The following is a 25,038-nucleotide window of genomic DNA, read 5'->3' on the forward strand; positions in this document are numbered from 1 at the left end:
AAAAAGCCCACAGTTTTCGAGATGTGTGGAAGTTTCTGTGGAAGCCGGCAAGCCGGCGATGCCTTTTCAGAACTTGGCCAACTCTTCCCGGCAGAACTCCACGAACAACTGCGCAGGCTTGGTCAACTGCACACGCTTCAACCGCGCTGCCGCCAACCCCGACAGTGCCACCGGCTCGGCAATGTCCACCATCACCAGCTTCTGCCCGTCGTAGGTGCACTCCGAATGCGGTCGGGTCACCAGCAGCGAGAAGCCGAAGCCCTGCCCCACCATCCCACGCACCATCTCGATCGACGGCGAGCTGAACACGATGTTCGGCGTCAGGCCCAGCTCGTTGAACAGGCTCACGAAATAGGTACGGCTCGGCGCCACGTCCAGCAGGATCATCGGCTCCGGGCACAGGTCACGCAGCGACACCTGCGCCTGGCCGGCAAAGCGGTGTTTTTCCGGCAGCAGCACGTAGGGTTTCTGCGGCGGCATCAGCGGTTCGGCCTCGATGGTGCCGTCCAGGTCGTGGTCGTAGAGAAACGCCAAGTCGAACGTGCCCGCTGTCAGGCCCTGGATCAGGTCTTGCTGCTCACCATCGCGCAAGCGAATGTCGACGCCCGGGTAACGCTGGCGAAAGCCGGCGATCAGGCGCGGCAAGTACAACGGCGCCACGGTTTCGAAACAGCCGATGTCGATCTGCCCGGCCACGGTGTCGTTGTCGGCCAGGGCGTTCTGCTCGAACTCGTGGGCCATCTGCAGCAGCGACTTGGTCTTGGCATAGAAGCGCTTGCCGCTGGGGGTCAGTGATACGCCCTGGGCGTGGTGGCGAATGAACAGCTGCACACCGAAGCTCTCTTCCAGGCTCTTGATCGCCGTGGAAATCGAGGGCTGGGCAATGTAGAGCTGGCGCGAAGCTTCGGCAACGCTGCCGGCCTCCACGGTGGTGACGAAGTACTTGAGTTGTCGCAAGGTATAGGAAGCCACAGGCACCTCTCTGGCGCCGCTCAGCGACGCCGTGGGAATTTTCCTGTCACTTTACCTTGTGGGCGAAGGCCGCGGGTTGCTGGCAGATAAAGGTTTTGCCTATGCCTTGACCACATTTTTTTCGCCGGTACCGGGCAGAGCGTCTTTACTGAACGTTACGAGCCAAAGGTACGGTGTACGCCTATGAAGATCGTGGTCACCAGCATTCTCGTCGACGACCAGGCCAAGGCCCTGGCTTTCTACCACTACGTGCTGGGCTTCGAGCCCAAGGACGACATCCCCATGGGCCAGTACCGCTGGCTCACCCTGACGTCACCCAACGACCCCAACGGTGTCCAGCTGGTCCTCGAACCCGACACCCACCCCGCCGCCAGGACCTACAAGGCCGCCCTCAGACAGGACGGCATCCCCGCCACCTCTTTCGGCGTGCGTGACATCCAGGCCGAATACACGCGCTTGTGCAAGGCTGGCGTCAAGTTCACCAAGGAACCGACCAACCTGGGCCCGGTCACCATCGCGGTGTTCGACGACACCTGCGGCAATCTGATCCAGATCGCCCAGAAGCATTAGGGCTGGCCCCTGGCAGGTCGAGAACCCTTTCGCTACATTGGCTGCTGTTGCCCGTGCGCCACAACAAGGAAAACAGATGCGCCACGAATTCAGCGAAGTGCTCAACGACCTGGTCGACTACTTTCTGGTCGGTGATATCCAGTTACTCGACCGCTTCAAGCACGAACACCAACTGCCCGACGACCTGGCCAGCGAGTTCACCCACAACGACAGCGGCGACCGTGCCGTGCAGGAAGGCATCGTGCTGCCCCTGGCCGGGATCGACAACCTGCCCTATCACATCATCTTCACCCTCGATGGCCACCCACCCGCCCTGCTCGAACCAGGCAGCCGCCTGAAACATCGGCGCAATGGCTACGTGCTGCAGGTCGAGAACCGCGCCGTGATGCTGTACACCTGGCGCATCCTCCAGCACTTCACGCCCAAGACGCTCGGCGACCTGCTGGCCCGTTACCAAGTGCCAGGGCGGCCGATCGTCGAGGTGGACAATGGCTGGTACGACGTCGAGGTGCTCGGGGGTGCGGTAGTGCGCGATGGCCTGTACGAGCCGGCGTTCGAGTTCGTGATGAAGAAGCGCTGGAGCCGAGGTGAAGCCAGGGAGGTGGACATTGGCTACGCCTACACCCTGCGTGGGTACTTCGACTGATGTCAATGGCCCCCTCGCTGGCAAGCCAGCTCCCGCAGGTACATCACCTGTCTTGAAACCCGTGGTGTACCTGTGGGAGCTGGCTTGCCGGCGATAGGCTGGCAATCACTGCACAAACCTCAGTTGATATCCCGGTCCTTGGTCTCAGGCATGAAGCAGATGCCCAGCACTGCCGTCATCAGCGCAATCACGATCGGGTACCACAGCCCGTAATAGATATCCCCGGTCGCCGCCACCATGGCAAAAGCCACCGTCGGCAGGAAGCCGCCGAACCAGCCATTGCCGATATGGTACGGCAGCGACATGGAGGTGTAGCGGATACGCGCCGGGAACAGCTCAACCAGCCACGCCGCGATCGGCCCGTACACCATGGTCACGTAGATCACCAGAATGGTCAGCAGCAACAGCACCATCGGGTAATGGATCTTCGCCGGGTCGGCCTTTTCCGGGTAACCGGCCTCTTTCAAGGCACCGGTCAAGGTTGCGGTGAAGGCGTCGCTCTGGGTCTTGAGGTCGGCCGCCGCCAAAGTGCTGCCATCGAAGCTCGGGATCACCCGCTCACCAATGCGGATCTGCGCCACGCTGCCCGGTTCGGCCTTCTGGTTCTCGTAGGGGATGGCCCGCTTGGCCAGCAGGCTCTTGGCAATGTCGCAGGAGCTGGTGAATTTGGCCTTGCCCACCGGGTCGAACTGGAACGCGCACTGGCCTGGGTCGGCTACCACCACCACCGGGTTCTGCTCCTGGGCGACGAACACATCCGGGTTGCCGTACTCGGTCAGCGCCTTGAAGATCGGGAAGTAGGTGAGCGCGGCGATGATGCAGCCGGCCATGATGATCTTCTTGCGGCCGATCCGGTCGGACAGGCTGCCGAAGACGATGAAGAACGGCGTCCCGATCAGCAACGAGCCGGCAATCAGCAAGTTGGCGGTCTGCGGGTCGATCTTCAGGGTCTGCAACAGGAAGAACAGTGCATAGAACTGCCCGGTGTACCACACCACCGCCTGGCCCGCGGTGCCGCCGAGCAGCGACATGATCACCACCTTGAGGTTTTCCCAGCGGGCGAAGGACTCGGTCAGCGGCGCCTTGGACGCCTTGCCTTCGGCCTTCATCTTCATGAACACCGGCGACTCGTTGAGCTGCATGCGGATGTACACCGAAATCGCCAGCAGCAGGATCGACAGCAGGAAGGGTATGCGCCAGCCCCAGGCCTCGAACGCCTCGGTGCCCATGGCCGTGCGGCAAGCCAGGATCACCAGCAGCGAAAGGAACAGGCCGAGCGTCGCGGTGGTCTGGATCCACGCCGTGAAGAACCCGCGCCGGCCTTTAGGCGCATGTTCTGCCACATAGGTGGCCGCCCCACCATACTCGCCGCCCAGCGCCAGGCCCTGCAGCAAACGCAGACTGATCAGGATCACCGGCGCGGCCACGCCGATGCTGGCATAGCTGGGCAGCAGGCCGACGATGGCGGTCGACAGGCCCATGATGACGATGGTGATCAGGAAGGTGTACTTGCGCCCGATCATGTCGCCCAGCCGGCCGAACACGATGGCGCCGAACGGCCGCACGGCAAACCCTGCGGCGAAGGCCAGCAAAGCAAAGATGAACGAGGTGGTTTCGTTGACACCGGCAAAGAAATGCTTGGCGATGATCGCCGCCAGTGAGCCATAAAGGTAGAAGTCGTACCATTCGAACACGGTGCCCAGGGACGAGGCGAAGATGACCTTGCGCTCCTCCTTGGTGATACCACGTTGGGGCGCGCTACTGCCCGTGGATGCGCTGTCGATAACCGCCATGGGTTGCCTCCGTCTTGTCGTTATCGCAGGCCGGAGTACCTCACACCCATTTCACCGTCGCACCCAGGCCCTAGGGCTTGCTTTGGTTGCGCGAAGCACGACGAGGCGGGCCGCCTCGAATCGCAGCAAGGTATCTGAAGCATAATCGGCTTTGCCGAGATATCCACTTGCCAGCATCCGCGGATGTCATCACCCCAGAAACCGCTGCACCTCGGCCAGGACTACGTCGGGCTGCTCCCGGTGCGGTACGTGCCCGCAGCCGGTCAGCAGACGCATCACACTGGGCCCGCGGGCCAAGGTGATGAAACGCCTTGGATGCGCCACCGAGCCGAACTCGTCCTGATCACCGTGCAGGCACAGCAGCGGGCAATGCACCTTGGCCAGCGAGGCATTGAGGCTCCAGTCGGCGAAAGCCGGCGACAGCCAATTGTCCACCCAGGCGCGAAGGACCCACTCGGCCTTGTCGCCGTGATAGCGCGTCAAGCGCACAAGCTGCCCAGGCGCTGCGAACTGTACATCGGCGGCGCGAATGCCGTGCAGGGTAAGGTCTTCGACGAATGCCTGGGCCGATTCGGTGATCAGCCCGCGGCAGCGTTCGGCAAAATGAGCCGCACAGGCAATGGCCATGCCACCACCCACGCTGTGGCCGAACACGATGAAGTCATCGACACCAAGGTGATGCAGCACCGCTGCGAATTCCTGTTGCGCCTGGGCCTCGACAAAACCACGCGTCAACACGCTCGGGTGCGGGGCGGAACGGCCAAAGCCCAGGCGGTCATAGGCAATGACCCGGTGCCCGGTTGCTGCGGCGAGCTGCGCGGGGAAATCGCGCCACAAGGCAACACAGCCCAGCGAATCATGCAGCAGGATGATCGGTGTACCCTGAACCGAAGGCGGTAGCCAATCCTGGGCGAACAACGTGCCGTCGCAGGTTTCGATCCAGTGCTCGCCTACAGTGATCGCCGTCATGGTGCCGACGGCCCCTTGAGTTCGACCTGGTTGCCGTCGGGGTCGTAGCAATACAGCGACAGCCCCTCACCTTCGGCACCGTAGCGCTTTTCGGCCGGCTCGACGGCCACTCCGGCTGCCAGCAGGTACGCGGTGATCGCCTGCTCGTCGAACGGTTCGATGCGCAGGCAGAAATGATGCAGATTGCGCCCTTCGGCCCCCGGCGCCGCGCCACCTGGGCGCCCCAGCGGACCCTCGAGGGTCACCAGGTCGATCATCGCCGTCCCCGTGGCCAGGTGAACCATCCCCAGGTCTTCGCGCGCTCGGCTGACCGTGCAGCCCAGCAAATCGCGATAGAACGCCACGCTGCGCGGCAGGTCACGGACCCGCAAAACCAGGTGGTCGATGTGCTTTAGCGTGAACGGTCGCATGCCAGGTCTCCTTGTGGCGGTTGCACGGTGGCGTCGACCACCATAGCCCAGGAACCGCCAGGCTGGCCATCCTGCTCACTCGTTCACCAGGCGCTGCAACTGCCCGCCTTCATGGCGGCTGAGGATGCGCAGGATCTGCTCGGCCAGCGCGCGCTCAGGCGCCTCCAGGTGCAGGTGGTGCCCACCAGGATGCCAGGAGACCCGGGCATGATCCGGTAACGCAGGCTCGCGCTGCTCGAAGGCTCCACCCGTGAATGCCCCTTGGCGGCCCAGCAGCAGGTACAGCGGGCAGCGGATTTCCCTGAGCAGATCGCAGGCCTCCCGCTCGGTCAGCGGCATCGGCTCGGGCAGCACCAGGCGCGGGTCATGCCGCCAGCAATAACCCTCCCCCACCTGCAGCAGGTCGCGCAGGGCCAGCAGCCGCGCGGCGTCTTCCGACAATTCGCCATCCAGGCGCTTGCGTCGCTGTTCCAGGGCCGCTTCAAGGTTGTCGAACTGGCTGCCGTCAGGCGCAGCAAAGCCTTGCAGCTGGCTGCGCTGGACCATGCGCTTAAGCCGGTAGGCACGGGCCAGGTGCTGCACCCGGTCATCCTCGGCAACGGTGAACGGTGCGCCCATGCCATCCAGGAAGATCATGCTCGCGATGCCACTGGTCATGGCGGCAAGCAGCGAAGCGATGCCAGAGCCCATGCCATGGGCCAACACGTGAAACCGCCCCAGGCCCAGGCTGTCGGTCACCGCCAGCATGTCCTCGGCGTGCTCCCAGAGGTAGTAGCCACTGTCGTGGCGGCGGTGGTCGGAACGGCCATGACCGACCAGGTCCGGGGCCACCACGAAACATCCCTCGAGCATCGGTGCCAGACGCTCGAACGAAGCGGCGTTATCCAGCCAGCCGTGCAACGCCAGCACCGGCATACCGTCTTCCGGGCCCCAACAGCGCACGGCAATCTCGATACCGTCAAGGTCCAGCAGATGATCCTTGGGACTGAACGGCGAACGCATGCTCTCTCTCCCTGACTGATGCCTGGCGTCTTCTCGTCAGGCCGGCATCCAACCATGACCCAGCCGAGCGACAGCCGCTGGCCCCTTGCCGACAACCACATATGCGTGACCGACCGCACTGAGCAGTTATGTACCGCACGGTGCTTGATGATCTGCGGCCCCATAGCGGCTCCTTTCTCCGGAGCGCCAACATGACCCACACGCCTTATCACCACGCGCAGATGGTCCGCACCCTGCCCGACTGGAGCAAGGCCCTGCACCCTGATCACGCCAGCCGAATCGTGCAGAGCCTGCGCAAGGACTACCTGGATGCAGAAGGTGTCGCCTACCCTTGGTACACCCAGGCCAATAGCCTCACCCGCGAAGCCTTGCAGAGGGCCATCGCCAAACGCGACAACAGCCGCAATGCCTTGCAGGCTGCCTTGAAGCCATTGCAAGGCGTCACCGAGTACTGCACGCCGCTGCTCGAAGATCACTTGAAGCTCGACACCCCGGTCAGCCAGGCGCAGTACGTGCATCAAGCGACCAAGGTCAAGCTGCCGAAAGGTACACCTGGCGGCCCTAAGGCACCTTCGGAACTGAACGAGATCGTGGCCGATGGCGCCCCGCAGTACCGCAGCCTGCTGGAAGCGGCCCTGCACAACTTCGAGGGCACCAGCGACACCACGCGGCTCAGCCGCTTGCAGCGCAGCCGCCAGGACATCATGCCAATCGCCGGCCTGACGCTGCCTCGCTTCATCGAAGCGTGCCGCACAGTGGACCTTGGCCAACGCTATCAGGAGCACCTGGGCACGGTGTTCGAAGGCGAAAACAAAGACCGGCTTCATGCCCTGGCTGTCCAGGCACGACGTGATGAGTTCCGTGTCCAGGTCCGTATCGCCACATGCAAGGGCCTGCTCAGTGCCCCCCAATCATTGGCGCTGCACGGGATATGTGCAGACGATGCCAACGCTCCCACGACCTATGAGGGCCGCTCCCTGCGCTGCTGGCAGCTGTTGCTGCTCGGCGTACCTATTCATGAACTGCTGTTCATCGCGCCAAAGACCAACGGCAAGCATGACCCGGTATTCCTCTACAACCCGGTCGATGAAGACCCGATCAGAGGGTTTGCCTCCTTGGGCGATGCCTACAAGCACCTGCGCACCCAATTGCTGGACAGGGCCTACCGCGCACGCTTCATCGCCCTTGCCCTGCAGGAGCAGCAAGCGGATCTGAACACCAAGCTCATGGGCGAACTGTTCAGCAACGCCGACGAAGCGCCCGACAAGCCACTGATACCTGACACTTCGACGCATCTTGAAGTCATCGAAAAGGCCTTGCCTGTCCGGCCGTGGGCGTCCCTGGAGTCGAATCACCTGATCAGGCTCAAGGCCGATGCGCGAAGAATCGCAGTCCCCACAGCGGATGTGGACGCCAACGTACGCCTGCGCGACCTGGAACACTGGTTCGAACTTGGCATGACCGTGCTCAACGTCGCGGCCATGTTCGTGCCATGCCTGAACCCGATCATGCTCACACTCGGTGCCTCGCAAATCATGGAAAGTGTCTTCGAGGGCATCTCGGCCTGGGAGGAAGGCGATAACGCACAGGCCTTGGCGCAATTGGAATCGGTGTTGCTGAACGTCGCGCTCGTCGGTGCGATAGGCGCAGGCGCGGTGGCCCTGAAAGCCTCCGGATTCGTCGATGGCCTGCAGAGTATCGTTAAGGACGGTAAAGACCAGTTGTGGAACGGCTCCCTGAAAGACTATGTGAACACCACCTCGATTCCGCCGCACCTTGAACCCGATTCCATGGGCCGCTACGCGTTGGATGGCCGCTACTACGTGCGACTGGATGGCGAACTGTACGAACAGGTGCAAGAGGACGGCCGCTGGCAGATAAACCACCCACAAGACCCACAAGCCTACCGACCAGCCTTGGTGGACAACGAAGCAGGCAGCTGGCGCTCGGTTCATGAAAACCCTGTTGAATGGGACCAGCAACGTTTGTTGCGGCGCCTGGGGCCGATCAGCGACGGCCTCGATGACACAGAACTGGACGCAGCGATGAAATGCACCGGCGAGCGCAGCGATACACTGCGTCATGCCCAGGTTGGCGCACAATGCCCCCCCGCGCTGCTGGCCGATGTCATCGACCGCTTGAGGTCTAACCGCCAGGTAGACGACATCATCGACCGGGTGCGCCATGGCAAGGCGCTCGCAGCTTACAAGAACTTTGCGCTGCCTAGCCTGACGGAGCTCGATGGCTGGCCGCAGCAGTACGTGATCAAGGCCTACCGTGGGCCGGAAAGCTGGGGAGAAAGCACGCTCTACGGGCAGGTGGATCAGGCCGCTCCGGTGCCGATCGAGATCAACCGCAGTGAACTGGAGAACGGCCAGCTCAGCGAGCGAGTCGTGGCACAACTGGATGATGACGCCATCAACAGGCTTTTACCTCAAGGTACCGACATGGCCGATCAGGCCAAGGCGTTGAGCGAAAAGCTCGCACGGCACCTTGAAAACGAACGCAAAGCGCTGTTCGATCGACTGTACACCCGTGATACCGCCGTCCTGTCCGAGAAAGCCCAGGTCATCGCCGCGCAGTTTCCCAGCGTGCCCCACCGAGCCATCGAGCAGATCATGGCCAGGACCAGCGCCAGCGAACGCTTGCACCTGGGCAATGGCCGAGTGCCCCTGCGCGTTGCCGAGGAGGCCCGGGCGCTGCAAGCTCACGCCCGGCTGGACAAGGCCCTGCTGGGGCTCTATCGGCCAGCGCTGGCCAACACCGATAGCGCGGTATTGGACGCAGCCCTTGAAACCGAACATCCCCACGCCGATGCGCTGCAACGCTTCGAGATCGCTGCTGCCGACCGGCCCCAGGCGGCCAGGCTGATCGGCCAGCAGCCGATCAGGCCAGGCTATCGTTCGCCGATGCGCCTGGCCGATGGGCGAACTGGCTATCCGCTCAGCGGTCGTCTACGTTGGCCCAACACGGCTGATCGACGGCTACGCGCGCTCTATCCAAGCCTAAGTGCAAGCGAGCGTAATGCCTTGCTGGGCCAGTTGCGCCAGCGCGGCGATGTCGCTGGACAGATCCGTGCACTGGAAATCGAACGCAACACACTCGACAACAGCCTGCGCGATTGGCAGAACCAGGGCCCCGAAGACCAGCGCGCCGAACGTGGCGTGTTGCGCGAGCTGATCAACAACGCCTGGCGCCGGGACGAGCCTGACACCCTGACCCTGCAAGCACTGGATATCGAATCCTTGCCGTCGTTGCCCGCGCGGTTCGATCACATCACCACGGTGAACATCCGCAACCTTGGCATCCGCCACATCCCGGCGGACTTCTTCCAGAGCTTCCCTTCACTGCGCACACTTCGCCTGGCGCAAAGCCCTGAGCTGGACTTCGAAGAGGTGTTTCATGCGCTCGCCTCCACCCCCCAGCTGGAAGCGCTGGAACTGGGCAACAACCAACTAGGCGCCCTGACCGAGAGCATGCGCCAGCGCCTGGCTGGCCTGACCCGCCTGCGGCGGTTGAGCTTGCGCCTCAACAGGCTGCAGGTTTCCGATGCAGACCTACAGACCATCACGCAGTTGCCCCTGGAGCGCCTTGACCTGGAAAACAACGACATTGCCCTGACCCCAGCCTTGGCAGCACGCTTCTCCAACCTGACCCGCCTGCGCGACTTGCGCCTGACCAACAACCCCCTGCAGCATGCACCCGACCTGACCGGCCTGACCCGCCTGGCCAACCTTCGCCTGCGCAACTGCCTGCTGCAGACCTGGCCACGCGGGCTCACGGCGCTGATGACGCAAGCTGACCTGCAGTTGCGCTACCTGAGCCTGAGCTACAACCCCATTGCCGAGCTGGTGGACCTCGAGCCGATTCTCACCAGCCCCTTCGCCGAGGCCGTACGCTCAGGACAAGACAATGGCCATTGGGACTTCACTGCCAATGACCTGGATGCACAGAGCAATCGCAGGCTAGGTGCCACGGGGGTCGTCATCGACAGCGAAAACGAGCTGGCGGCCGCTGCCGAAGATTTCTGGCCGCAGCATGCCAACGATGAACAGCGCGCGCTCTGGAACGAACTGTTCGAAGGGGATGCCAATCGCCATCTACGCGACGTGGTCGAACGCGTCGCAGGTTCGGCGCAGGCTCAGAACAATCTGCCCGAGTTGACTGACCAAGTCTGGCAACTGCTTGAGCAGGCCGGTCGAGATGAGGAGCTGCGTACGCATCTGGACACGGTCGCGCAAGATTATCCGCCAACCTGCGGCGACGCCGGGACCGATGGCTTCAGCGCCCTCGAACTCGAAGCACTGGCCTTCAGGGAGATTGCCGAAGAAGCCGACCGCCCCGCCTACCTGTTCAACTTCTTCAGAAAGCTCTATCGCCGCGAAATGGTCAATGCACTGGGCGAGCGGATTCAACTCGCCCGCCTGGCACGCCAAGCTCGTCTGCTGGAACTGGACCGACTTCCCCCCGAGGCGCAGCCTACGGACCTGGCCGTTCCGGCACTGGACGAACTCGACAGGCTCACTGACGATGACCTTCTGCAGGGCGGAACGGACCTGATCGAAATCCGCCTGGCGTTGCGCCAATTGTTGGCGCTGGGGCTGGATTTTCCGGAAACCAGCCAAGGTATGCTCTACCGCACCGAAGCCATGATTTCAGGACGGGTGGCAAGCAACGTCGAACACGCGGTCCTCGCGCTCGACGAAACGGCCGCCGGGCGCAGGGACTGGATTGCCCGACAACCCAGCTGGCAGCGCTACCTCAGCCAACACTTTGCCGAGCGTTTCATGGCCCTGGACGAACGCTGGTACCAGGGCATCCAGTACCTGGACTACTGCCTGGATGCAGAGAACGAAGCAGTAACGTCGCTGGATCAGGCGGTCTTGCGGGCAATCACTGATGTGATGCCCGAGGCGCCGCTGGATGATGCTGGCCAATTGCGCAGAATGGACTTGGGAAGCGCAGACTACGACCAGGCCAGCCGGCGTCTGAACACCGGCCGCGATCAGGATCGTCAGGCGTTGTTCGAACAGCTGACCCGCGATCAGGACTGGAACGACTGAACCTCGCTACTGGCCGCGCAGGTCTTCGAAGAACGCCTGCCGTCCATCTACCTGGCTCGAGGCACGCGGCGCCGTCGCCGCGTCGCCGTTGGCCGCTTCCACATGCCAATAGCAGTGCCTGACCGCCCGGGTCACCGCCACGTAGGCCAGGCGCTGCACTTCCTCCTTCTGCGCCGTGTCGAACGGCTGGGCATCGCCGGCGCGGCCAAGGCCGGCCTGGCGATACACCTGGTTCTTGTACGGCGAGCTGGTCAGGTACTGGCAATCACCGAGCATGAACACCGCATCGGCCTGCAGGCCCTTGGCGCTGTGGTAGGTGAGCTGACGCAGGCGCCGCTGTTCGGCGGGCAACGCAGCTTCAGCCTGCAATACGCTGTGCAGGTGCTCACTCATCAGCGCTTTGTCGCTGCCTTTGCGGTACAGCATCATCACCGACTCGCCACGCTGGTAATGCTCGATCAGCGTCTGCCCCAGCGCCGCCTCGTCGCGCTCGAACACCTTGACCGGCGAACCTGGCAGCTCGGCCGCTGGTCCTGCGGCACGAGCCTTCTTGCCGGCGATGGCCGGCGCGCCCTTGACCAGGTGCTCGGCCGCATCGATCACCTGCTGCTGGCAGCGGTAGTTGTCGACCAGCATCACCCGGGTATTTGCCGGCGACGGGAAGGCCTTGGTGAACTCCATGAAGTACTTCGGCGAACTGCCGCGCCAGCCATAGATCGACTGCCAATCGTCACCCACGCACATCAGCGACGAATGCTGGGCATGGCGCCCGGTGTGCATGGCAGGGCCACGGCGCCGGATCTCGGCCAGGCTGGCACGCAGCCAACTGACGATCTGCGGCGAAACGTCCTGGAACTCGTCGATCATCAGGTGCGCCAGCGGGCGCAGCAGCGGGTCGGGCAGCAGTTGCAGGTTTTCCGGGTTGTTCTCGCCGAACAAGGCGAACATGCGGTTGTAGCTCATCACCGGTGGCGACTGGTTCAGCAAGTGCGCTTCCAGTGCTCGCCAGTACAGGGCCAGGGCCTCGAAGAACAGCGCGTCGGGGTCGCCGGTCGGGAAGCTCATCGCCGCCACGGCACCGTTCACCTCCAGGCCCAGGTTCTCGATGAAACTGGCAGCGCCGACGAAGGCGTCGAGCAGCGGCGCCGGGGCCAGATCACCTTTGACCTTGTACTCGAAACCGGGGCCGGCCACCGCATCGCCGGCCAGCGACGCGGCCAGACGCCGGGCCATGGCGTAGTTGTCCAGCCAGATCAGCGGCTTGTCGCAGAAGGCCTGCAACAAGGTGCGCTTCACCGCCCATTCCGCTCGGACTGCCAGCTTGGCGCCAGGTCGCTGGTACTGGGCACTTTCGGACGGGTCGAAACCCAGCACGACCCAGGCATCCAGCCCTTCCAGTCGGCCATGAACATGAAAGCGGCTGCCGCGGATCTCGACGGTTTCGCGGCACGGTTCGATGCCCTTGATCGGCCAGGCACCCGCGGCGAACCACAGATCCTCGATCACGTCGCACAGTTCTTCGTCACGTTGTGCGGCCAGTTGCGTTACCTGCACGCGTTTCTGCACGTCGGGGTGGTCCGGGTCCAGCGGCTTGAGCTGCAAGGCTTCACGGCGCAGGGTGGCGATGATTTCGGCAAAGCGCGGGCTTTCGGCAAGCAGGTCACGGTAGCAGAGGTTGAGCTGCTGACGCTGGGCATCGTTCAGGCGCAGGTCGAAAGGGTTGCTTTGGGCCTCGGCTTCGCGGCCGGCAGGCATCTCGTTGCCCAGGTTCTCGAAGGCGCGCAACTGGCCAAAGCCTGGCAGGCTGCGCACCAGCGGCAGAATGCGCGAGTGGAAGGTGCGCACCAGTTCGCGGGCGCGGGCCGGTTGCAGGTCGAGTTGCCACAGGGCGAACACCTGCACCAGGCGCTTGATGAAGTCCTTGCGCGACTCGCGGGTGAAGGTGACCACGGTCATCGCGTCCAGTTCGTAGCCCAGGTAGTGGCGCAATAGCAGGATACGCAGCACCAGCGAGGTGGACTTGCCCGCCCCCGCGCCCGCCACCACACAGGTGGAGGGCGTTTCGCTGAAGATCAGCTTCCACTGGGCGGCACTGGGCTGCGCCTCGGCGGGCAGGCGCTGGGCCACGTCAGCCTTGAAGCGCTTCTTCAGCTCGGCGGTCAACGGCAGGCGCCAGTCGTCGAACAGGTTGTCGTCCTGGCCGGGCACAGCGGCGTGGTCAGGGCGCGAATCGCGGATCACCAGCACCTGCCGCCCGGCTTCGTAACCCTCTGCCCGCCCCTGCTCGAAGCCTTCGCGCAGGCCATCGGCATGGCCAACGCGCTGACCGCTGGCATGACCGTGGAACCAGGAGTCGCGGTGTTGCGCCTGCAGGCGGGTCAGGCCACGGCCCAGCAGGCGCGCAGCGAGGCGGCGAAACCAGGGCAGTTGGGCAGGTGGGGTCAGTTCGGCGAGGGCCTGGGGTTGCTCGTGGGCCACGGTCACTCCGTTGAAATTCGAATCAAGACGCATGTTCGCCCCATCCGCCAAAAATCGCCAGCGATTGCTTTCAGATCAGTGGATTAGGCGACGAACCGGAGAATGAATCGCGAATATAACTATCTACTAATACGATAATAATTAGCCGATATTTACGCTTATTTTCGATCTTTCTTTGGCGCATCATGGCCTCATTCCACTGATTCAAGGAGTACGACCATGCTGCAACTGCGACCCTTCGAAAGCCTTGGCCACGCCAACCACGGCTGGCTAGACGCTCACCACCACTTCTCGTTCGCCGAGTACCACGACCCGGCCCGCATGCACTGGGGCAACCTGCGCGTGTGGAACGACGACCTGATCGCTGCCGGCAGCGGCTTCCCGCCACACCCGCACCGCGACATGGAGATCATTACCTATGTCCGCGAAGGGGCCATCAGCCACCAGGACAACCTGGGCAACAAAGGCCGTACCGAGGCCGGTGACGTGCAGGTGATGAGCGCCGGCAGCGGTATCGTGCACAGCGAATACAACCTGGAAAACATCGATACGCGAATCTTCCAGATCTGGATCATCCCTGAGCGAGTTGGCGATGCACCGTCGTGGGGGACGCGGCCGTTCCCGAAAGGTGAGCGTGGCGAAGGCTTCGTGACCCTGGCCAGTGGCCGAGCGGGCGATGAAGAGAGCCTGCAGATTCGCACCGATGCACGGCTGGTGGCGGCGACCCTGAAGGCCGGGGAAACGGCTGAATACCGCTTCGATGCCGGGCGCCGGGGTTACCTGGTGCCAGCCAAGGGGCTGGTGGAGGTCAACGGGGTGCAGGCCAAGGCTCGGGATGGCGTGGCCATCGAGCAAGAGGACGTGCTGCGGGTGACTGCCATGGAAGACAGCGAGATCGTACTGGTCGATGTCGCTTGATTGAGCGGGGCCGCTGTGCGGCCCAATCGCCGGCAAGCCGGCTCCCACAGGGTTCGTTGGCGGCTTCGCTTACCCTGTGGGAGCCGGCTTGCCGGCGATTGGGCTGCAAAGCAGCCCCCTTGACAGATCAATCAGGCAATCGCCGCATCCACCAGCACCTGCGCTTCCGCGACCAGGCGCTGCAAGTGCGCCTCGTCGATGAAACTCTCGGCGTAGATCTTGTAGATATCTTCGGTGCCCGAAGGCCGCGCGGCAAACCAGCCGTTGGCCGTCATCACCTTCAGGCCACCAATCGCCTGACCATTGCCCGGCGCATGGCTGAGAATCTGCACGATCGGCTCGCCCGCCAGCTCGGTCGATTTCACCTGCTCCGGCGCCAACTTGCTCAACAGAGCCTTCTGCTTGGCGTCGGCCTTGGCCTCGACCCGCGTGGCAAACGGCTTGCCGAGTGCCGCCGTGAGATCGGCATAGGCCTGGCTCGGGTTGCGTCCGGTACGCGCGGTCATCTCCGCCGCCAGCAGCGCCGGGATCAGTCCGTCCTTGTCGGTGGCCCACACCGAACCGTCTCGGCGCAAGAACGATGCGCCAGCACTCTCTTCACCGCCAAAGCCCAACGAACCGTCGAACAGGCCCTGGGCAAAGAACTTGAAGCCCACCGGTACTTCGTACAGCTCGCGCCCCAGGCGCTCGGTGACCCGGTCGATCAAACCACTGGACACCACGGTCTTGCCCACTGCGGCATCGCTGCGCCATTGCGGACGGTTGCGGTACAGATAATCGATGGCCACAGCCAGGTAATTGTTCGGTGGCAACAGGCCGTCGGCGGTGACGATGCCATGGCGGTCGTGGTCCGGGTCGCAGGCAAAGGCCACGTCGAAGCGCTCGCGCAAGCCGATCAGGCCTTGCATGGCGTAGGGCGAGGATGGGTCCATGCGAATCTGGCCGTCCCAGTCGACGGTCATGAAGCGGAAGGTCGGGTCGACTTCGGTGTTCACCACTTCCAGGTTCAGCTGATAACGCTCGGCGATTGCCGACCAGTAGCGCACCCCTGCCCCGCCCAGCGGGTCGACGCCCAGGCGCAGGTTGGCGGCGCGAATCACGTCGAAGTCGATGACGTTTTCCAGGTCGGCCACGTAGTGTTCGATGTAGTCATGGCGCTGGGTGGTCGAAGCCTGCAGGGCCTGGGCATGAGCCATACGCTTGACCCCGGCCAGATCGGCTGCCAGCAGTTCGTTGGCCTTGGCCTCGATCCACTTGGTCACGTCGCTGTCGGCCGGCCCGCCATTGGGCGGGTTGTACTTGAAGCCACCGCTTTGCGGCGGGTTGTGCGACGGGGTGATGACGATGCCATCGGCCAGGCCTTGGGTGCGCCCACGGTTGTAGCAGAGGATGGCGTGGGAGACGGCAGGCGTCGGGGTGTACTCGTCGTCTTTCGACAACATCACCTGCACACCATTGGCCGCCAGCACTTCCAGGGCGCTGGCGGCAGCCGGCGCAGACAGCGCATGGGTATCGGCACCGATGAACAGCGGGCCGTCGATGCCTTTTTCCTGGCGGTACAGGCAGATGGCCTGGGTGATCGCCAGCACGTGGTTTTCGTTGAAGCTCAGGTCGAACGAACTGCCACGGTGCCCCGAAGTGCCGAAGGCCACGCGCTGAGCCGCCACGGCGGCGTCGGGGCGGCCGGTGTAGTAAGCGGTGAGCAGGCGGGGGATATCGACCAGCACGCTGGCCGGAGCCGGCTTGCCTGCCAAAGGACTGAGCGTCATGCAGAAACCTCAAGTTCAACGGATGTTGGAGTTGGAACACGCAGTGTACTGGGAGTTGCAATGCCGCGCGACGGCCCATCGGGTATTATTCGCTGGCCGTTCGCCACCAGCTGGGAAACATCTGCTGCACCCGGGCTTCGGCAAAGCGCTGGTCGATCAGCACCAGCACCCCGCGGTCTTGGTCGCCGCGTATCACCCGGCCTGCCGCCTGGATCACCTTGCGCACACCGGGATACAGGTAGGCGTAGTCGAACCCTGCGCCAAACTGACGGCCCAGGCGCTGCTTGAACTGCTCATTGACCGGGTTGACCTGGGGCAACCCGAGCGTGGCGACGAACGCACCGATCAAGCGCGTACCGGGCAAGTCCACGCCTTCGCCGAAGGCACCACCAAGCACAGCGAAACCTACGCCCTGGCCATCCGCCACGAAGCGCTCGAGAAACGCCTGGCGCGCGGTTTCGTCCATGCCCGGCGCCTGGGCCCACGTGGGGATCGCGGGGTGTTGCTCGGCCAACAGGCCGGCGACCTGCTGCAGGTACTCGAAGCTGCTGAAGAACGCCAGGTAGTTGCCCGGCTGGCGCTGGTACTGCTCGGCGATCAGCGCGACGATCGGCGCCAGCGAGGCCTGGCGCTCCTGGTAGCGGGTCGACACCTGGCTGGCGATACGCACTTCGAGCTGTTCGGCACGAAACGGCGCGGCCACTTCCAGCCAGGCGGTATCGGCCGGCATGCCCAGCAGGTCGGTGTAGAAATGCCGCGGGCTCAGGGTGGCGGAAAACAGCGTCACGCTGCGCGCGGCCTGCATGCGTGGGCCGAGCAGGCGGGCCGGGTTGACGTTGCGCAGGCACAGGGTGGCCAGTTTGCGCTTGCGCGGCCCTTCGCGCTGGGTGATGTCGAACAGAAAGTGCTCGTCGAACAGCTCGGCGACCCGGCTGAACTGCAGCGACTGGTAGAAGAACTGCAATACCTGCGGGTCCAGTTCGGTGGGCTGCTGATTGAAGCGCTCCTGGATCAACCCGATGCACTGCTGCAAGGCGCGCAGGAAGTCTTCGGGCAAGCACTCGCTGGCCGCATACGGTGCTCGTTGTGCCTTGTACAGGGCATTCCATTGGCGGTTCAGGCGGTCCAGCGCGCTGGTCAGGCCTTGCGGCTTGCTCTGGCGCAGGGCGAGCAGCTGGCCCTGGTCGAGGCTGGCGCTGTACATGCCGCGGCCGCGCTCGACCAGGTTGTGCGCCTCGTCCACCAGCACCGCGACGCGCCACTGGTTGACCTGGGCCAGGCCGAACAGCAAGGCATGGGCATCGAAGTAGTAGTTGTAGTCCGCGACCAGCACATCGACCCAGCGGGCCATCTCCTGGCCCAGGTAATAAGGGCAGACCTGGTGCTCCAGCGCCACCTCACGCAAGTTGTCGCGGTCCAGCAGGGGCCGCTGCGCCGCCGCTTCGCGTGCAGCCGGCAAGCGGTCGTAGAACCCCTGGGCCAGCGGGCAGGACTCGCCGTGGCACGCCTTGCCCGGGTGCTCGCAGGCCTTGTCACGGGCAATCAGCTCCAGCGTACGCAGGGCCGGCTGCGGCGAGGCCGCGTTCACTTGTCGCAAGGCATCCAGGGCCAACGCCCGGCCTGGCGTCTTGGCGGTCAGGAAGAACAGCTTGTCGAGCTGCTGCGGGACCACGGCCTTGAGCAACGGGAACAGGGTGCCCAGGGTCTTGCCGATGCCGGTGCTGGCCTGTGCCATCAGGCAGCGCCCGGTGCTTACTGCCTTGTACAGGGTCTCGGCAAGCTGGCGCTGGCCCTGGCGAAACTGCGGGTAGGGAAACGCCATGGCCTGCAAGCCACGGTCGCGTTCTGCCAGGCGCTGCTCCTGGCCCTGAGCCCAAGCCAGAAATCGCCGGCACTGGGTTTCGAAGAACTCACGCAGCATATCGGCACTGCAGGGCTCGCTGATCAGCGTCTGGTCGTCGTTGTCCACGTCCAGGTACACCAGCGCCACCTCGATGGTGGGCAACTGCCGCGCCTGGCACAGCAGCCAGGCATAGACCTTGGCCTGGGCCCAGTGCAATTGGCGATGGTTGGCCGGCTGGCGAGCCAGGTCGCCACGGTAGGTCTTGATCTCCTCCAGGCGGTTGGCGACAGGGTCGTAACCGTCGGCACGGCCACGTACCTGCAAGCCTTGATACTGGCCTTCGAGCGGGACTTCCGCTTCATAGCCGGCCGCACGCCGGGCAACTACCCGGCGATGGCCCTCCATCCCCTCCTGGGCAGTCGGCGAGGGGGTGAAGCGCAGGTCCAGGTCACCGACCTTGGCACTGAACTCGCACAAGGCGCGCACGGCCACCCGATAGCTCACGCCGGGCCACCCCAACGCACATGACAGACCGCCACCGGCAGGTGGTGCTCGGCACAGAATTCCAGCCAGCGCAGCTGGTTGTCCTGCAGGCGATCCCCCGGCCCCTTGACCTCGATCATGCGGTAACTGCCCTGCTCCGGCCAGAACTGGATCAGGTCCGGCATGCCGGCGCGGTTGTTGCGGATGTCCTGCAACAGGCGCAGAAAGCACTGCTTGAGGTGCGCCGGCGGCAGGCAGGCCAGGGCCTGTTCGAGCAAGGCCTGGTCGAGCATCGACCAGAACACGAACGGTGACTGCAGGCCGTGCTTGGTCGCGAAGCAGTCGAGAATGGCCTGGCGATGGGTGCCGTCGTCGAGCCGCCCGAGGCAGGCGTCGAACAAGGCGGCGCGGCGCAGTTGGAAATCGGCGTCGTGCAGGTCCTGCGGCGCGGCCTGGAACGGGTGGAAGAAGGCGCCGGGAACCGGGGCGAAAATCGCGTCCCAGCACAACAGGCCGAACAGGCTGTTAAGCAAGGTGTTCTCCACGTAGTGCACCTCAGCCCCAGCTTGCGCCAGGTGCTGCCGCACGGCCTCCTCGACACCCAGCTCGGCAAGCTCGCGCGGCAACTCTAGCTCGATGAGTTGCGGCGCCGTGGTGCGCCGGCGCGGCTGCGCGGGGCCGCCAAGCTTGCGTGCCAGGCGCGGCAACATGCGCTGCAGTGCCTGCACCTCCAAGGCATTGGCGGGGGCGGCGGCCAGTTGCACGGCCAGCTCATGGGCCTGGGCCCAGCGCTCGCAGCGTTCGAGCACCCGCACCTGGCGAATGCGCGCTTGCGCATGGTTGCTGCGGCCATACACTGTCAGGGCCAAGTCCCAGTCACCAAGGCGTTCGCAGTGCCGGCCGAGAGCGAACAGCAGGCGCCCGTGGCGCCGTGCCAGCCAAGGGTTGTCGCTGCGCCACTGGGCCAAGGCATCGAGGATCGCGGCAGGCGCCTCGCCCTGTTCCAGGCGCTCGGTGCAGTGGTGCAAGGCCATCGCCAGGTCGACCTCGCTACGCTGCTGCAGGGCTCGAGAGCCGGGGCTGAACGGCACCTGCTCGAAACGCAGCACACCCAGGTCGGCCAGCACGAAGTCCGACCAATCCTGGTACAGGTTGCCGAAAAACAGCAGGCGCATGCGGTCGCACAACGGCTGCAAGCACCACTGCAGGATGCCCACCGGCGCCTGCTCGAACCATTGCGCCAGCGGCCTGGGCGCCAGGGCCAAGCCCTGTAGCTGCGCGAACAGGTCGCTTTTGGCCGCACGCGGACGGCTCAGTTGCCCGGCAAAGCCATGGGCAAGCTCGTCCTTGCGCAACAACGCGAACAACTGATCCAGGCTCAACTGCTCCGGCTCGCGCACCCAGCCCAACGCCTGCAAGGGCTGCAGCGCACGCACGGTATCGCCGATCTCGGCATAGTCGAGCCGGTCGCTGCGAAACAGCTCGCCCTTGCGCATCACCATGCGCACCATCAGCGCCTGAGCCGACTGCTCCAGGGCCACGAATGCCTGCAGGAAGGCCAGTTCCTGGTCATCGAGCAAATCGGCGTAACGTTGTTCGACCCACTGCAACACCTGGCGAAAATTGTGCAGGTAATACAACGGGTCCTCGACGGAATGGGCAATCACGAGGCATGGTCGGGCGGCAAAATTGAGCACTGTTTATACATACAGATAGCGCGCCCTGGCAAGCGCCATGGATCGCATTACCCTGGCGTTCACCGCCTGCCGACGAAAGGCAGGCACTCACGCCTCATCAGCCGCCCGCTTCGCGCCATGCACCGCCAGCGCTTCCCCTAGCCTGAACACGGCCTCGCGCAGTGCGCTGGGCTGCTCACCTGTCCAGGTCAGCAGCAGGCAATGCCGGTAACGCCCCTGCAGGCTGAACTGCGCGCCTGCCATTACCGCCAGGGCGGTTCCTGCCATCGCCGCCACCACACGATCCGCGAGCGCCGGCCGCCGCAGCCGTACCCACACGGCATGCCCGCCCTCGGGCACGGTGAACACCAGCTGCCCGCCCAGGTGCGCGTCCAACTGATCGCAGAGCTGGCGCATGCGCTGGCCCAGCACCACGCGCTGGCGACTCAGGTGTCGGTCGATCTCGCCTTTGCTGAACATCTGCGCCAGGGCCTGCTGGCGCAGCGGTGGCAACTGGAAAGCGCGCCGAGCAAAAGCTTCACCCAGCACCGGATGCCGGCCCAGCACGTAAGCATAGGGGGCCTCGGCCCCGACTGCGGCTTCAAGCGAGCCGAGCACCAGCAACCAACGCGGATCGACCCGGTCACGCAGGCGCGCGCCAGATGACGCTGCGAAACGGCGTTCGCTGTCCAGGTCGTTTTCCAGCAACCAGATAGGCTGCCCTTCCAGCAGCCGAGCGACCTGTTGCTGGTCGTATGCCGAAATCATCCCGCCTCCTGGCAGGCCAAGGCAGGACGGCATGATCAGCATTCGCACCGAACCTTGCCCGAGCAACTGCGCCAGGCTCCCAAGGTCAAAGCCGCCCTCACTGTCCAACGGCACTTCCAGCACTTGCATGCCAAGGCGCTGCAGCACGCGCAGCAAGCGCCAGCAACAAGGCGATGCCACCAAAATCGTGCCGCCCTGCAGCGCCAATGCGGCCAGCAGCGTTTCCAGCACGGCCTGCACGTCCGGGCCGAGGTGCACATGCTCGGTCTTCCAGAGCTGGCCGCCCGCCCGGGCATAACGGTCGGCCAAGGCCTCCCGCAGGCGCACGCTCGCGCTGCACGGCGGCATGGCCTGCACACGCTGTCGCGCCAGGCGCCGCTCATGGGCAAGCAGCGTACGTTCCAGGTTCGGCTGCACGGGCTCGGCGCTGCGGGGCATGCGTGCCTCGCCCGTGCCCACGCTGAGCTGGGCGAAGTAACCGGACTTCGCCACCGAACGCACACGCCCTTCATTTTCCAGCAGGCCATAAGCGGCCTGAACGGTGGCCAGCGACACCCGCAGGCGCCGGGCCAAGGCGCGCAACGAGGGCAGACGCAGCTCCCCGCCGCGCTCCGCCTGGTCGATCAACGCCTGCAGGTAGCGATACACCTTGTGATAGGCAAACTCTCGCCCCATCAGACGGCGGCCTCGCGGGCCAGCAGGCGCAGGCGTACATCGCGCCGTGCCAGGCCGGCCAACAGGCTCCTGGTAGCGTGCTGCAAACGCCCGCCATAGATGGCCCGCAAATGCCCAAGCGCCAGGCCGCTGGTGTTGACCAGCCAATGCTTCACCGCATCGGGGCAGGGTTTGCCTTGCAGGGCACGGTGCAGGTAGGGCAACGCCACCAGCATGTCGGGGTGGCGACACCGTAAAAAGCGCTCCAGGCCCCGCCCCCGCTCGGCGAATGGGACGTACAGCATGCAAATGAGCTGGGACTGGTCGACACCATACGCCTGGGTGAACCGTGCCTGCTGCGGTACCTGCTGATTACCTGGTGCCCGTTGACCAACCAGGCGTAACGCCTCCCGGCGCGGGGGCTGCGCCAGGCAGCGCGAATGCAGGTCATGCAGCTGCGCCAGGGCCAGCGGGTCCAGATAGGCCGCCAGCGGTGTGGTGTCCTGCGCAGGCTCCAGGTGCTGACCCATCATGCGGTCGAGCTCACCTTCGCTCAGCAGCTGGGGCAGCAGGTCATCAATTGCCAGGAGCCTCATCGGAGCCTGGGCAGGCTGCTCGTGGCTTGGCATCTCTGGCTCGCCTACCGGCAAGCCGGACAGCCCGTGCAACTGGCCGAGCCGTTCGGCCAATGCCGCCAGGCAAGGTTGCGCGGTGATCAGGCCCGTGTCCCCCGCCAGGCGCAGCCCCCGGCGTGCCCATGCCAGGTAGCGGCGCCGCTGACGCACGGGCATGGCCGTCACCAGCACGTCTGCGCACGGCTGGCCTTCGCAAGCCAGGCCCGCGGCAGCGGCCAGTTCCAGGTGCATGCGGCTGCCCAGCAAGGCTTCGGGCCGGGCGTCGACCAGATGGCCGAACAGCAACAAGGCATCGCGTGCCAGCGCCCAGGGCTCAGCGGCACTGTGCTGGCGGTTGAACGTCTCTACCACCCCTGCCTTGACCATCTGCAAGTGAACCCGTGGGTCGTCATGCAGGAACAGCGCATCGAAACTGCGCTCATGGTGCTCCAGCAACGCGCTGCTCGCCGCCGGCAAGCCCACCACACGTACCTGCAACTGGAAGGTCACTGGCGCACGCAAGGCAATGCTCAACTGGGCTGCACGCAAGATGGCCAACAGCCGGGCGCTGCGGTGATCGGCGCCCTGGACCACGAGCAACTTGAACGTACCGATGTATTCCGGCCCTCCGGCCACCAGCAACAAGCGCTGGATCAGCAACTGCAAGGAAGCGCGCTGGGGTTGGGACATATGGCCCAATAGGCGCTCCAGCACTTGTTGGTAGATATAGTGCATCGCCTGATCGTGAATATTGCTCACGGGTCACCTCACTGCTTCAGTCATGCACCGCGTTGTTATTGTTGGCACCAACCGTCGCGCGGTGTAATCAATCTAAGAAATTTCCCATAGCTCTTTAGGAAAAACCCACTTAGGTAAAACTGAAGTAGCGAAACACTGTCGCCAAACCATCGAGAAATAAGATCCCCTTCGCACCCCCAACGCCTGACGCCCTAGCCCAGCGCAGGGCCTCCCCCTCTTCATCGCACGCTCCTTGCGTTAACTATCATTGCGCCATTATCGAGTGTTGCTGAACGAATAAAAGATACAGACCACGGTAAAAAAACCATTCAGTTGCGGGGAAAACACCAACACAGCCGCTGATCTTGCCGAATTAAAGGGGGGGCATTGCGGGCAATGCCAGCCACAAGCAAGTCTCCGTTAATAAGGGCATGAGACGCTTGAGCTTTAGTTGTGGGAATTATCTGATTTTCAGACAAAAAACCCGGGCTGAGCCCGGGCTTGTTTCACTGGCAGCGCCCTGTCAGGGCTGCGCCATGTCCAGCACCACTCGCCCGCCGCACGGGCACTCGTCCATGCACCGATGGGCCTCGACCACCTGGCTGAACGGAAACACCTTGATGATCTGTGGTGTCAGCAACTGGTCGGCAGTGAACTGGTTGATATCACGCAGGGCACGCTGCAACGCCACCTGGTCCTGGCTGATGCCCAGCTCCGGCTTGCCGGTGAAGTTGCCGATGCAATGCACGTAGAACTGGATGTTCTTCTGGAACGCCGCGCAGGCCGGGAACGGCGTCTGGTTGCCGCCTTGCAGGCCATACAGCACCAGGCTGCCGCGCGGTGCCAGCACATCGCCGAGCAGCGACATCTGCGGGCCACCCATGCCATCGAGGACCATGTCCACGCCACGGCCGTCGGTGTACTTGCCCACCTGCATCAGCAGGTCCTGCTCTTCGGTGACGATCACCTTGTCGGCGCCCAGGCCCAACAGATAGTCACGCTGCTCGGGTTCCTTGGTGGCGGCGAACACCTTAAGCCCAAGCGCCTTGCCCAGCTGCACGAAGGCAGGCCCGGCGCAGTGGCTGGCGTCGGTCACCAGGGCGGTCTGCCCAGCCTTGGCCCGCGCCAGGTCGACGTAGGCAAAGTAGGCGATCAGCAACGGCGTGTAGTGCACGCTGGCCTCGATCGGCGTGAGCACGTCGGGGTAACGGGTGATGGCCGTGCGCGGCAGGACGATGACATCGCCGTACACCGGATGCTCGTTGGCGCTGGCGGCCGGGAAGCTGGCGACCCGGTCACCCACCGCGATATCGTCGACACCCTCGCCGACCATCGTCACCACCCCTGCCATCTCGCTGCCGATACCGGCCGGCAGGCGGGCCTGGGACGGCGCCAGGTTCTGCCGCCAGAGCACGTCGTACCAGCTCACGCCGATCGCCTCGACGCGGATCTGCACCTCGCCGACGGCTGGAGACGGTTCGGCCTGTTCCTCGCAACGGAGCACATCGGCAGCGCCGAACTTGTGGAAACGGATCATGCGGGACATCGCATACCTCGCCTGTGTGAATCTCGTATTACCACGGACTTTATCCGGGCTTTAGCCGTTAGACCATCAGTGGCCGTTAATAGTCGACATGCCTGTCATCGATTGGGCACCTGGCTTTCCTGTGCA

At 64.2% G+C, this 25,038-nt stretch carries 16 protein-coding genes; 4 read left to right on the forward strand and 12 right to left on the reverse strand.

Translation table 11 applies throughout. The annotated features are described in order from the left end of the window. Positions 1-66: 66 nt before the first annotated feature. Positions 67-972 carry a LysR family transcriptional regulator gene (locus tag KU43P_RS14720; RefSeq protein ID WP_317658100.1) on the reverse strand — a complete coding sequence of 302 codons (906 nt, stop codon included), beginning with the start codon at positions 970-972 and terminating at the stop codon, positions 67-69. A 183-nt stretch (positions 973-1,155) separates the two neighbouring features. Between KU43P_RS14720 and KU43P_RS14725 the strand changes: the two genes are divergently transcribed. Both KU43P_RS14725 and KU43P_RS14730 read left to right on the forward strand, forming a co-directional pair. Beyond that, a complete protein-coding gene (locus KU43P_RS14725; RefSeq protein WP_317658101.1) occupies positions 1,156-1,542 on the forward strand; it encodes a VOC family protein in 387 nt (128 codons plus the stop codon). Positions 1,543-1,618: 76 nt separating this feature from the next. Further along, the gene (locus KU43P_RS14730; RefSeq protein ID WP_317658102.1) at positions 1,619-2,188 is read left to right on the forward strand and encodes a hypothetical protein; all 570 of its coding nucleotides are present in this window, start codon (positions 1,619-1,621) and stop codon (positions 2,186-2,188) included. A 119-nt stretch (positions 2,189-2,307) separates the two neighbouring features. Here the strand turns inward: KU43P_RS14730 and KU43P_RS14735 are convergent, their stop codons facing one another. The 4 genes from KU43P_RS14735 to KU43P_RS14750 form a co-directional block, all read right to left on the reverse strand. Then, positions 2,308-3,981, reverse strand: a complete 1,674-nt coding sequence (locus tag KU43P_RS14735; RefSeq protein WP_317658103.1) for an MFS transporter — start codon at positions 3,979-3,981, stop codon at positions 2,308-2,310. A 189-nt stretch (positions 3,982-4,170) separates the two neighbouring features. Further along, on the reverse strand, positions 4,171-4,950 hold the full coding sequence (locus KU43P_RS14740; protein WP_317658104.1) for an alpha/beta fold hydrolase: 780 nt from the start codon (positions 4,948-4,950) through the stop codon (positions 4,171-4,173). Continuing rightward, positions 4,947-5,360: a VOC family protein gene (locus tag KU43P_RS14745; RefSeq protein ID WP_317658105.1), complete on the reverse strand. Its 414-nt coding sequence runs from the start codon at positions 5,358-5,360 to the stop codon at positions 4,947-4,949. Before KU43P_RS14745 ends, KU43P_RS14740 begins: the two co-directional genes overlap by 4 nt. A gap of 75 nt (positions 5,361-5,435) precedes the next feature. Further along, a complete protein-coding gene (locus KU43P_RS14750; protein WP_317658106.1) occupies positions 5,436-6,362 on the reverse strand; it encodes an alpha/beta fold hydrolase in 927 nt (308 codons plus the stop codon). Between the two features lie 191 nt (positions 6,363-6,553). On the opposite strand from KU43P_RS14750, the gene KU43P_RS14755 reads away from it, so the two are divergent. Continuing rightward, complete coding sequence (locus KU43P_RS14755; protein ID WP_317658107.1) at positions 6,554-11,425, forward strand: NEL-type E3 ubiquitin ligase domain-containing protein; 4,872 nt, start codon at positions 6,554-6,556, stop codon at positions 11,423-11,425. A gap of 6 nt (positions 11,426-11,431) precedes the next feature. Here KU43P_RS14755 and KU43P_RS14760 read toward each other — a convergent pair whose 3' ends face one another. Then, complete coding sequence (locus KU43P_RS14760) at positions 11,432-13,936, reverse strand: UvrD-helicase domain-containing protein (RefSeq protein WP_317658108.1); 2,505 nt, start codon at positions 13,934-13,936, stop codon at positions 11,432-11,434. A 186-nt stretch (positions 13,937-14,122) separates the two neighbouring features. Here KU43P_RS14760 and KU43P_RS14765 point away from each other — a divergent pair, with 186 nt between their 5' ends. Then, the gene (locus KU43P_RS14765) at positions 14,123-14,821 is read left to right on the forward strand and encodes a pirin family protein (protein ID WP_317658109.1); all 699 of its coding nucleotides are present in this window, start codon (positions 14,123-14,125) and stop codon (positions 14,819-14,821) included. A gap of 131 nt (positions 14,822-14,952) precedes the next feature. Here the strand turns inward: KU43P_RS14765 and pgm are convergent, their stop codons facing one another. The 6 genes from pgm to KU43P_RS14795 form a co-directional block, all read right to left on the reverse strand. Continuing rightward, on the reverse strand, positions 14,953-16,590 hold the full coding sequence (pgm, locus tag KU43P_RS14770) for a phosphoglucomutase (alpha-D-glucose-1,6-bisphosphate-dependent) (protein WP_317658110.1): 1,638 nt from the start codon (positions 16,588-16,590) through the stop codon (positions 14,953-14,955). Between the two features lie 85 nt (positions 16,591-16,675). Further along, the gene (locus KU43P_RS14775) at positions 16,676-18,937 is read right to left on the reverse strand and encodes a helicase C-terminal domain-containing protein (RefSeq protein WP_317658111.1); all 2,262 of its coding nucleotides are present in this window, start codon (positions 18,935-18,937) and stop codon (positions 16,676-16,678) included. Continuing rightward, entirely contained in the window at positions 18,934-20,583 is a 1,650-nt protein-coding gene (locus tag KU43P_RS14780) for a VRR-NUC domain-containing protein (RefSeq protein ID WP_317658112.1), read from the reverse strand. The genes KU43P_RS14775 and KU43P_RS14780 overlap by 4 nt, the downstream gene beginning before the upstream one ends. A gap of 117 nt (positions 20,584-20,700) precedes the next feature. Then, complete coding sequence (locus tag KU43P_RS14785; protein ID WP_317658113.1) at positions 20,701-22,035, reverse strand: aminotransferase class I/II-fold pyridoxal phosphate-dependent enzyme; 1,335 nt, start codon at positions 22,033-22,035, stop codon at positions 20,701-20,703. After that, complete coding sequence (locus KU43P_RS14790; protein WP_317658114.1) at positions 22,035-23,387, reverse strand: hypothetical protein; 1,353 nt, start codon at positions 23,385-23,387, stop codon at positions 22,035-22,037. Before KU43P_RS14790 ends, KU43P_RS14785 begins: the two co-directional genes overlap by 1 nt. A gap of 502 nt (positions 23,388-23,889) precedes the next feature. Then, the gene (locus KU43P_RS14795) at positions 23,890-24,912 is read right to left on the reverse strand and encodes a zinc-dependent alcohol dehydrogenase family protein (RefSeq protein WP_317658115.1); all 1,023 of its coding nucleotides are present in this window, start codon (positions 24,910-24,912) and stop codon (positions 23,890-23,892) included. Positions 24,913-25,038 lie beyond the last annotated feature (126 nt).

The sequence above is a fragment of the Pseudomonas sp. KU43P genome (genome assembly GCF_033095865.1).
Classification (GTDB): Bacteria; Pseudomonadota; Gammaproteobacteria; order Pseudomonadales; family Pseudomonadaceae; genus Aquipseudomonas.

Coding starts and splice junctions, on each gene's coding strand:
- KU43P_RS14725 (WP_317658101.1), top strand. CDS start 1,156: ATGAAGATCGTGGTCACCAGCATTCTCGTCGACGACCAGGCCAAGGCC.
- KU43P_RS14730 (WP_317658102.1), top strand. CDS start 1,619: ATGCGCCACGAATTCAGCGAAGTGCTCAACGACCTGGTCGACTACTTT.
- KU43P_RS14735 (WP_317658103.1), bottom strand. CDS start 3,981: ATGGCGGTTATCGACAGCGCATCCACGGGCAGTAGCGCGCCCCAACGT.
- KU43P_RS14740 (WP_317658104.1), bottom strand. CDS start 4,950: ATGACGGCGATCACTGTAGGCGAGCACTGGATCGAAACCTGCGACGGC.
- KU43P_RS14745 (WP_317658105.1), bottom strand. CDS start 5,360: ATGCGACCGTTCACGCTAAAGCACATCGACCACCTGGTTTTGCGGGTC.
- KU43P_RS14750 (WP_317658106.1), bottom strand. CDS start 6,362: ATGCGTTCGCCGTTCAGTCCCAAGGATCATCTGCTGGACCTTGACGGT.
- KU43P_RS14755 (WP_317658107.1), top strand. CDS start 6,554: ATGACCCACACGCCTTATCACCACGCGCAGATGGTCCGCACCCTGCCC.
- KU43P_RS14760 (WP_317658108.1), bottom strand. CDS start 13,936: ATGCGTCTTGATTCGAATTTCAACGGAGTGACCGTGGCCCACGAGCAA.
- KU43P_RS14765 (WP_317658109.1), top strand. CDS start 14,123: ATGCTGCAACTGCGACCCTTCGAAAGCCTTGGCCACGCCAACCACGGC.
- pgm (WP_317658110.1), bottom strand. CDS start 16,590: ATGACGCTCAGTCCTTTGGCAGGCAAGCCGGCTCCGGCCAGCGTGCTG.
- KU43P_RS14785 (WP_317658113.1), bottom strand. CDS start 22,035: ATGGGGCGAGAGTTTGCCTATCACAAGGTGTATCGCTACCTGCAGGCG.
- KU43P_RS14795 (WP_317658115.1), bottom strand. CDS start 24,912: ATGTCCCGCATGATCCGTTTCCACAAGTTCGGCGCTGCCGATGTGCTC.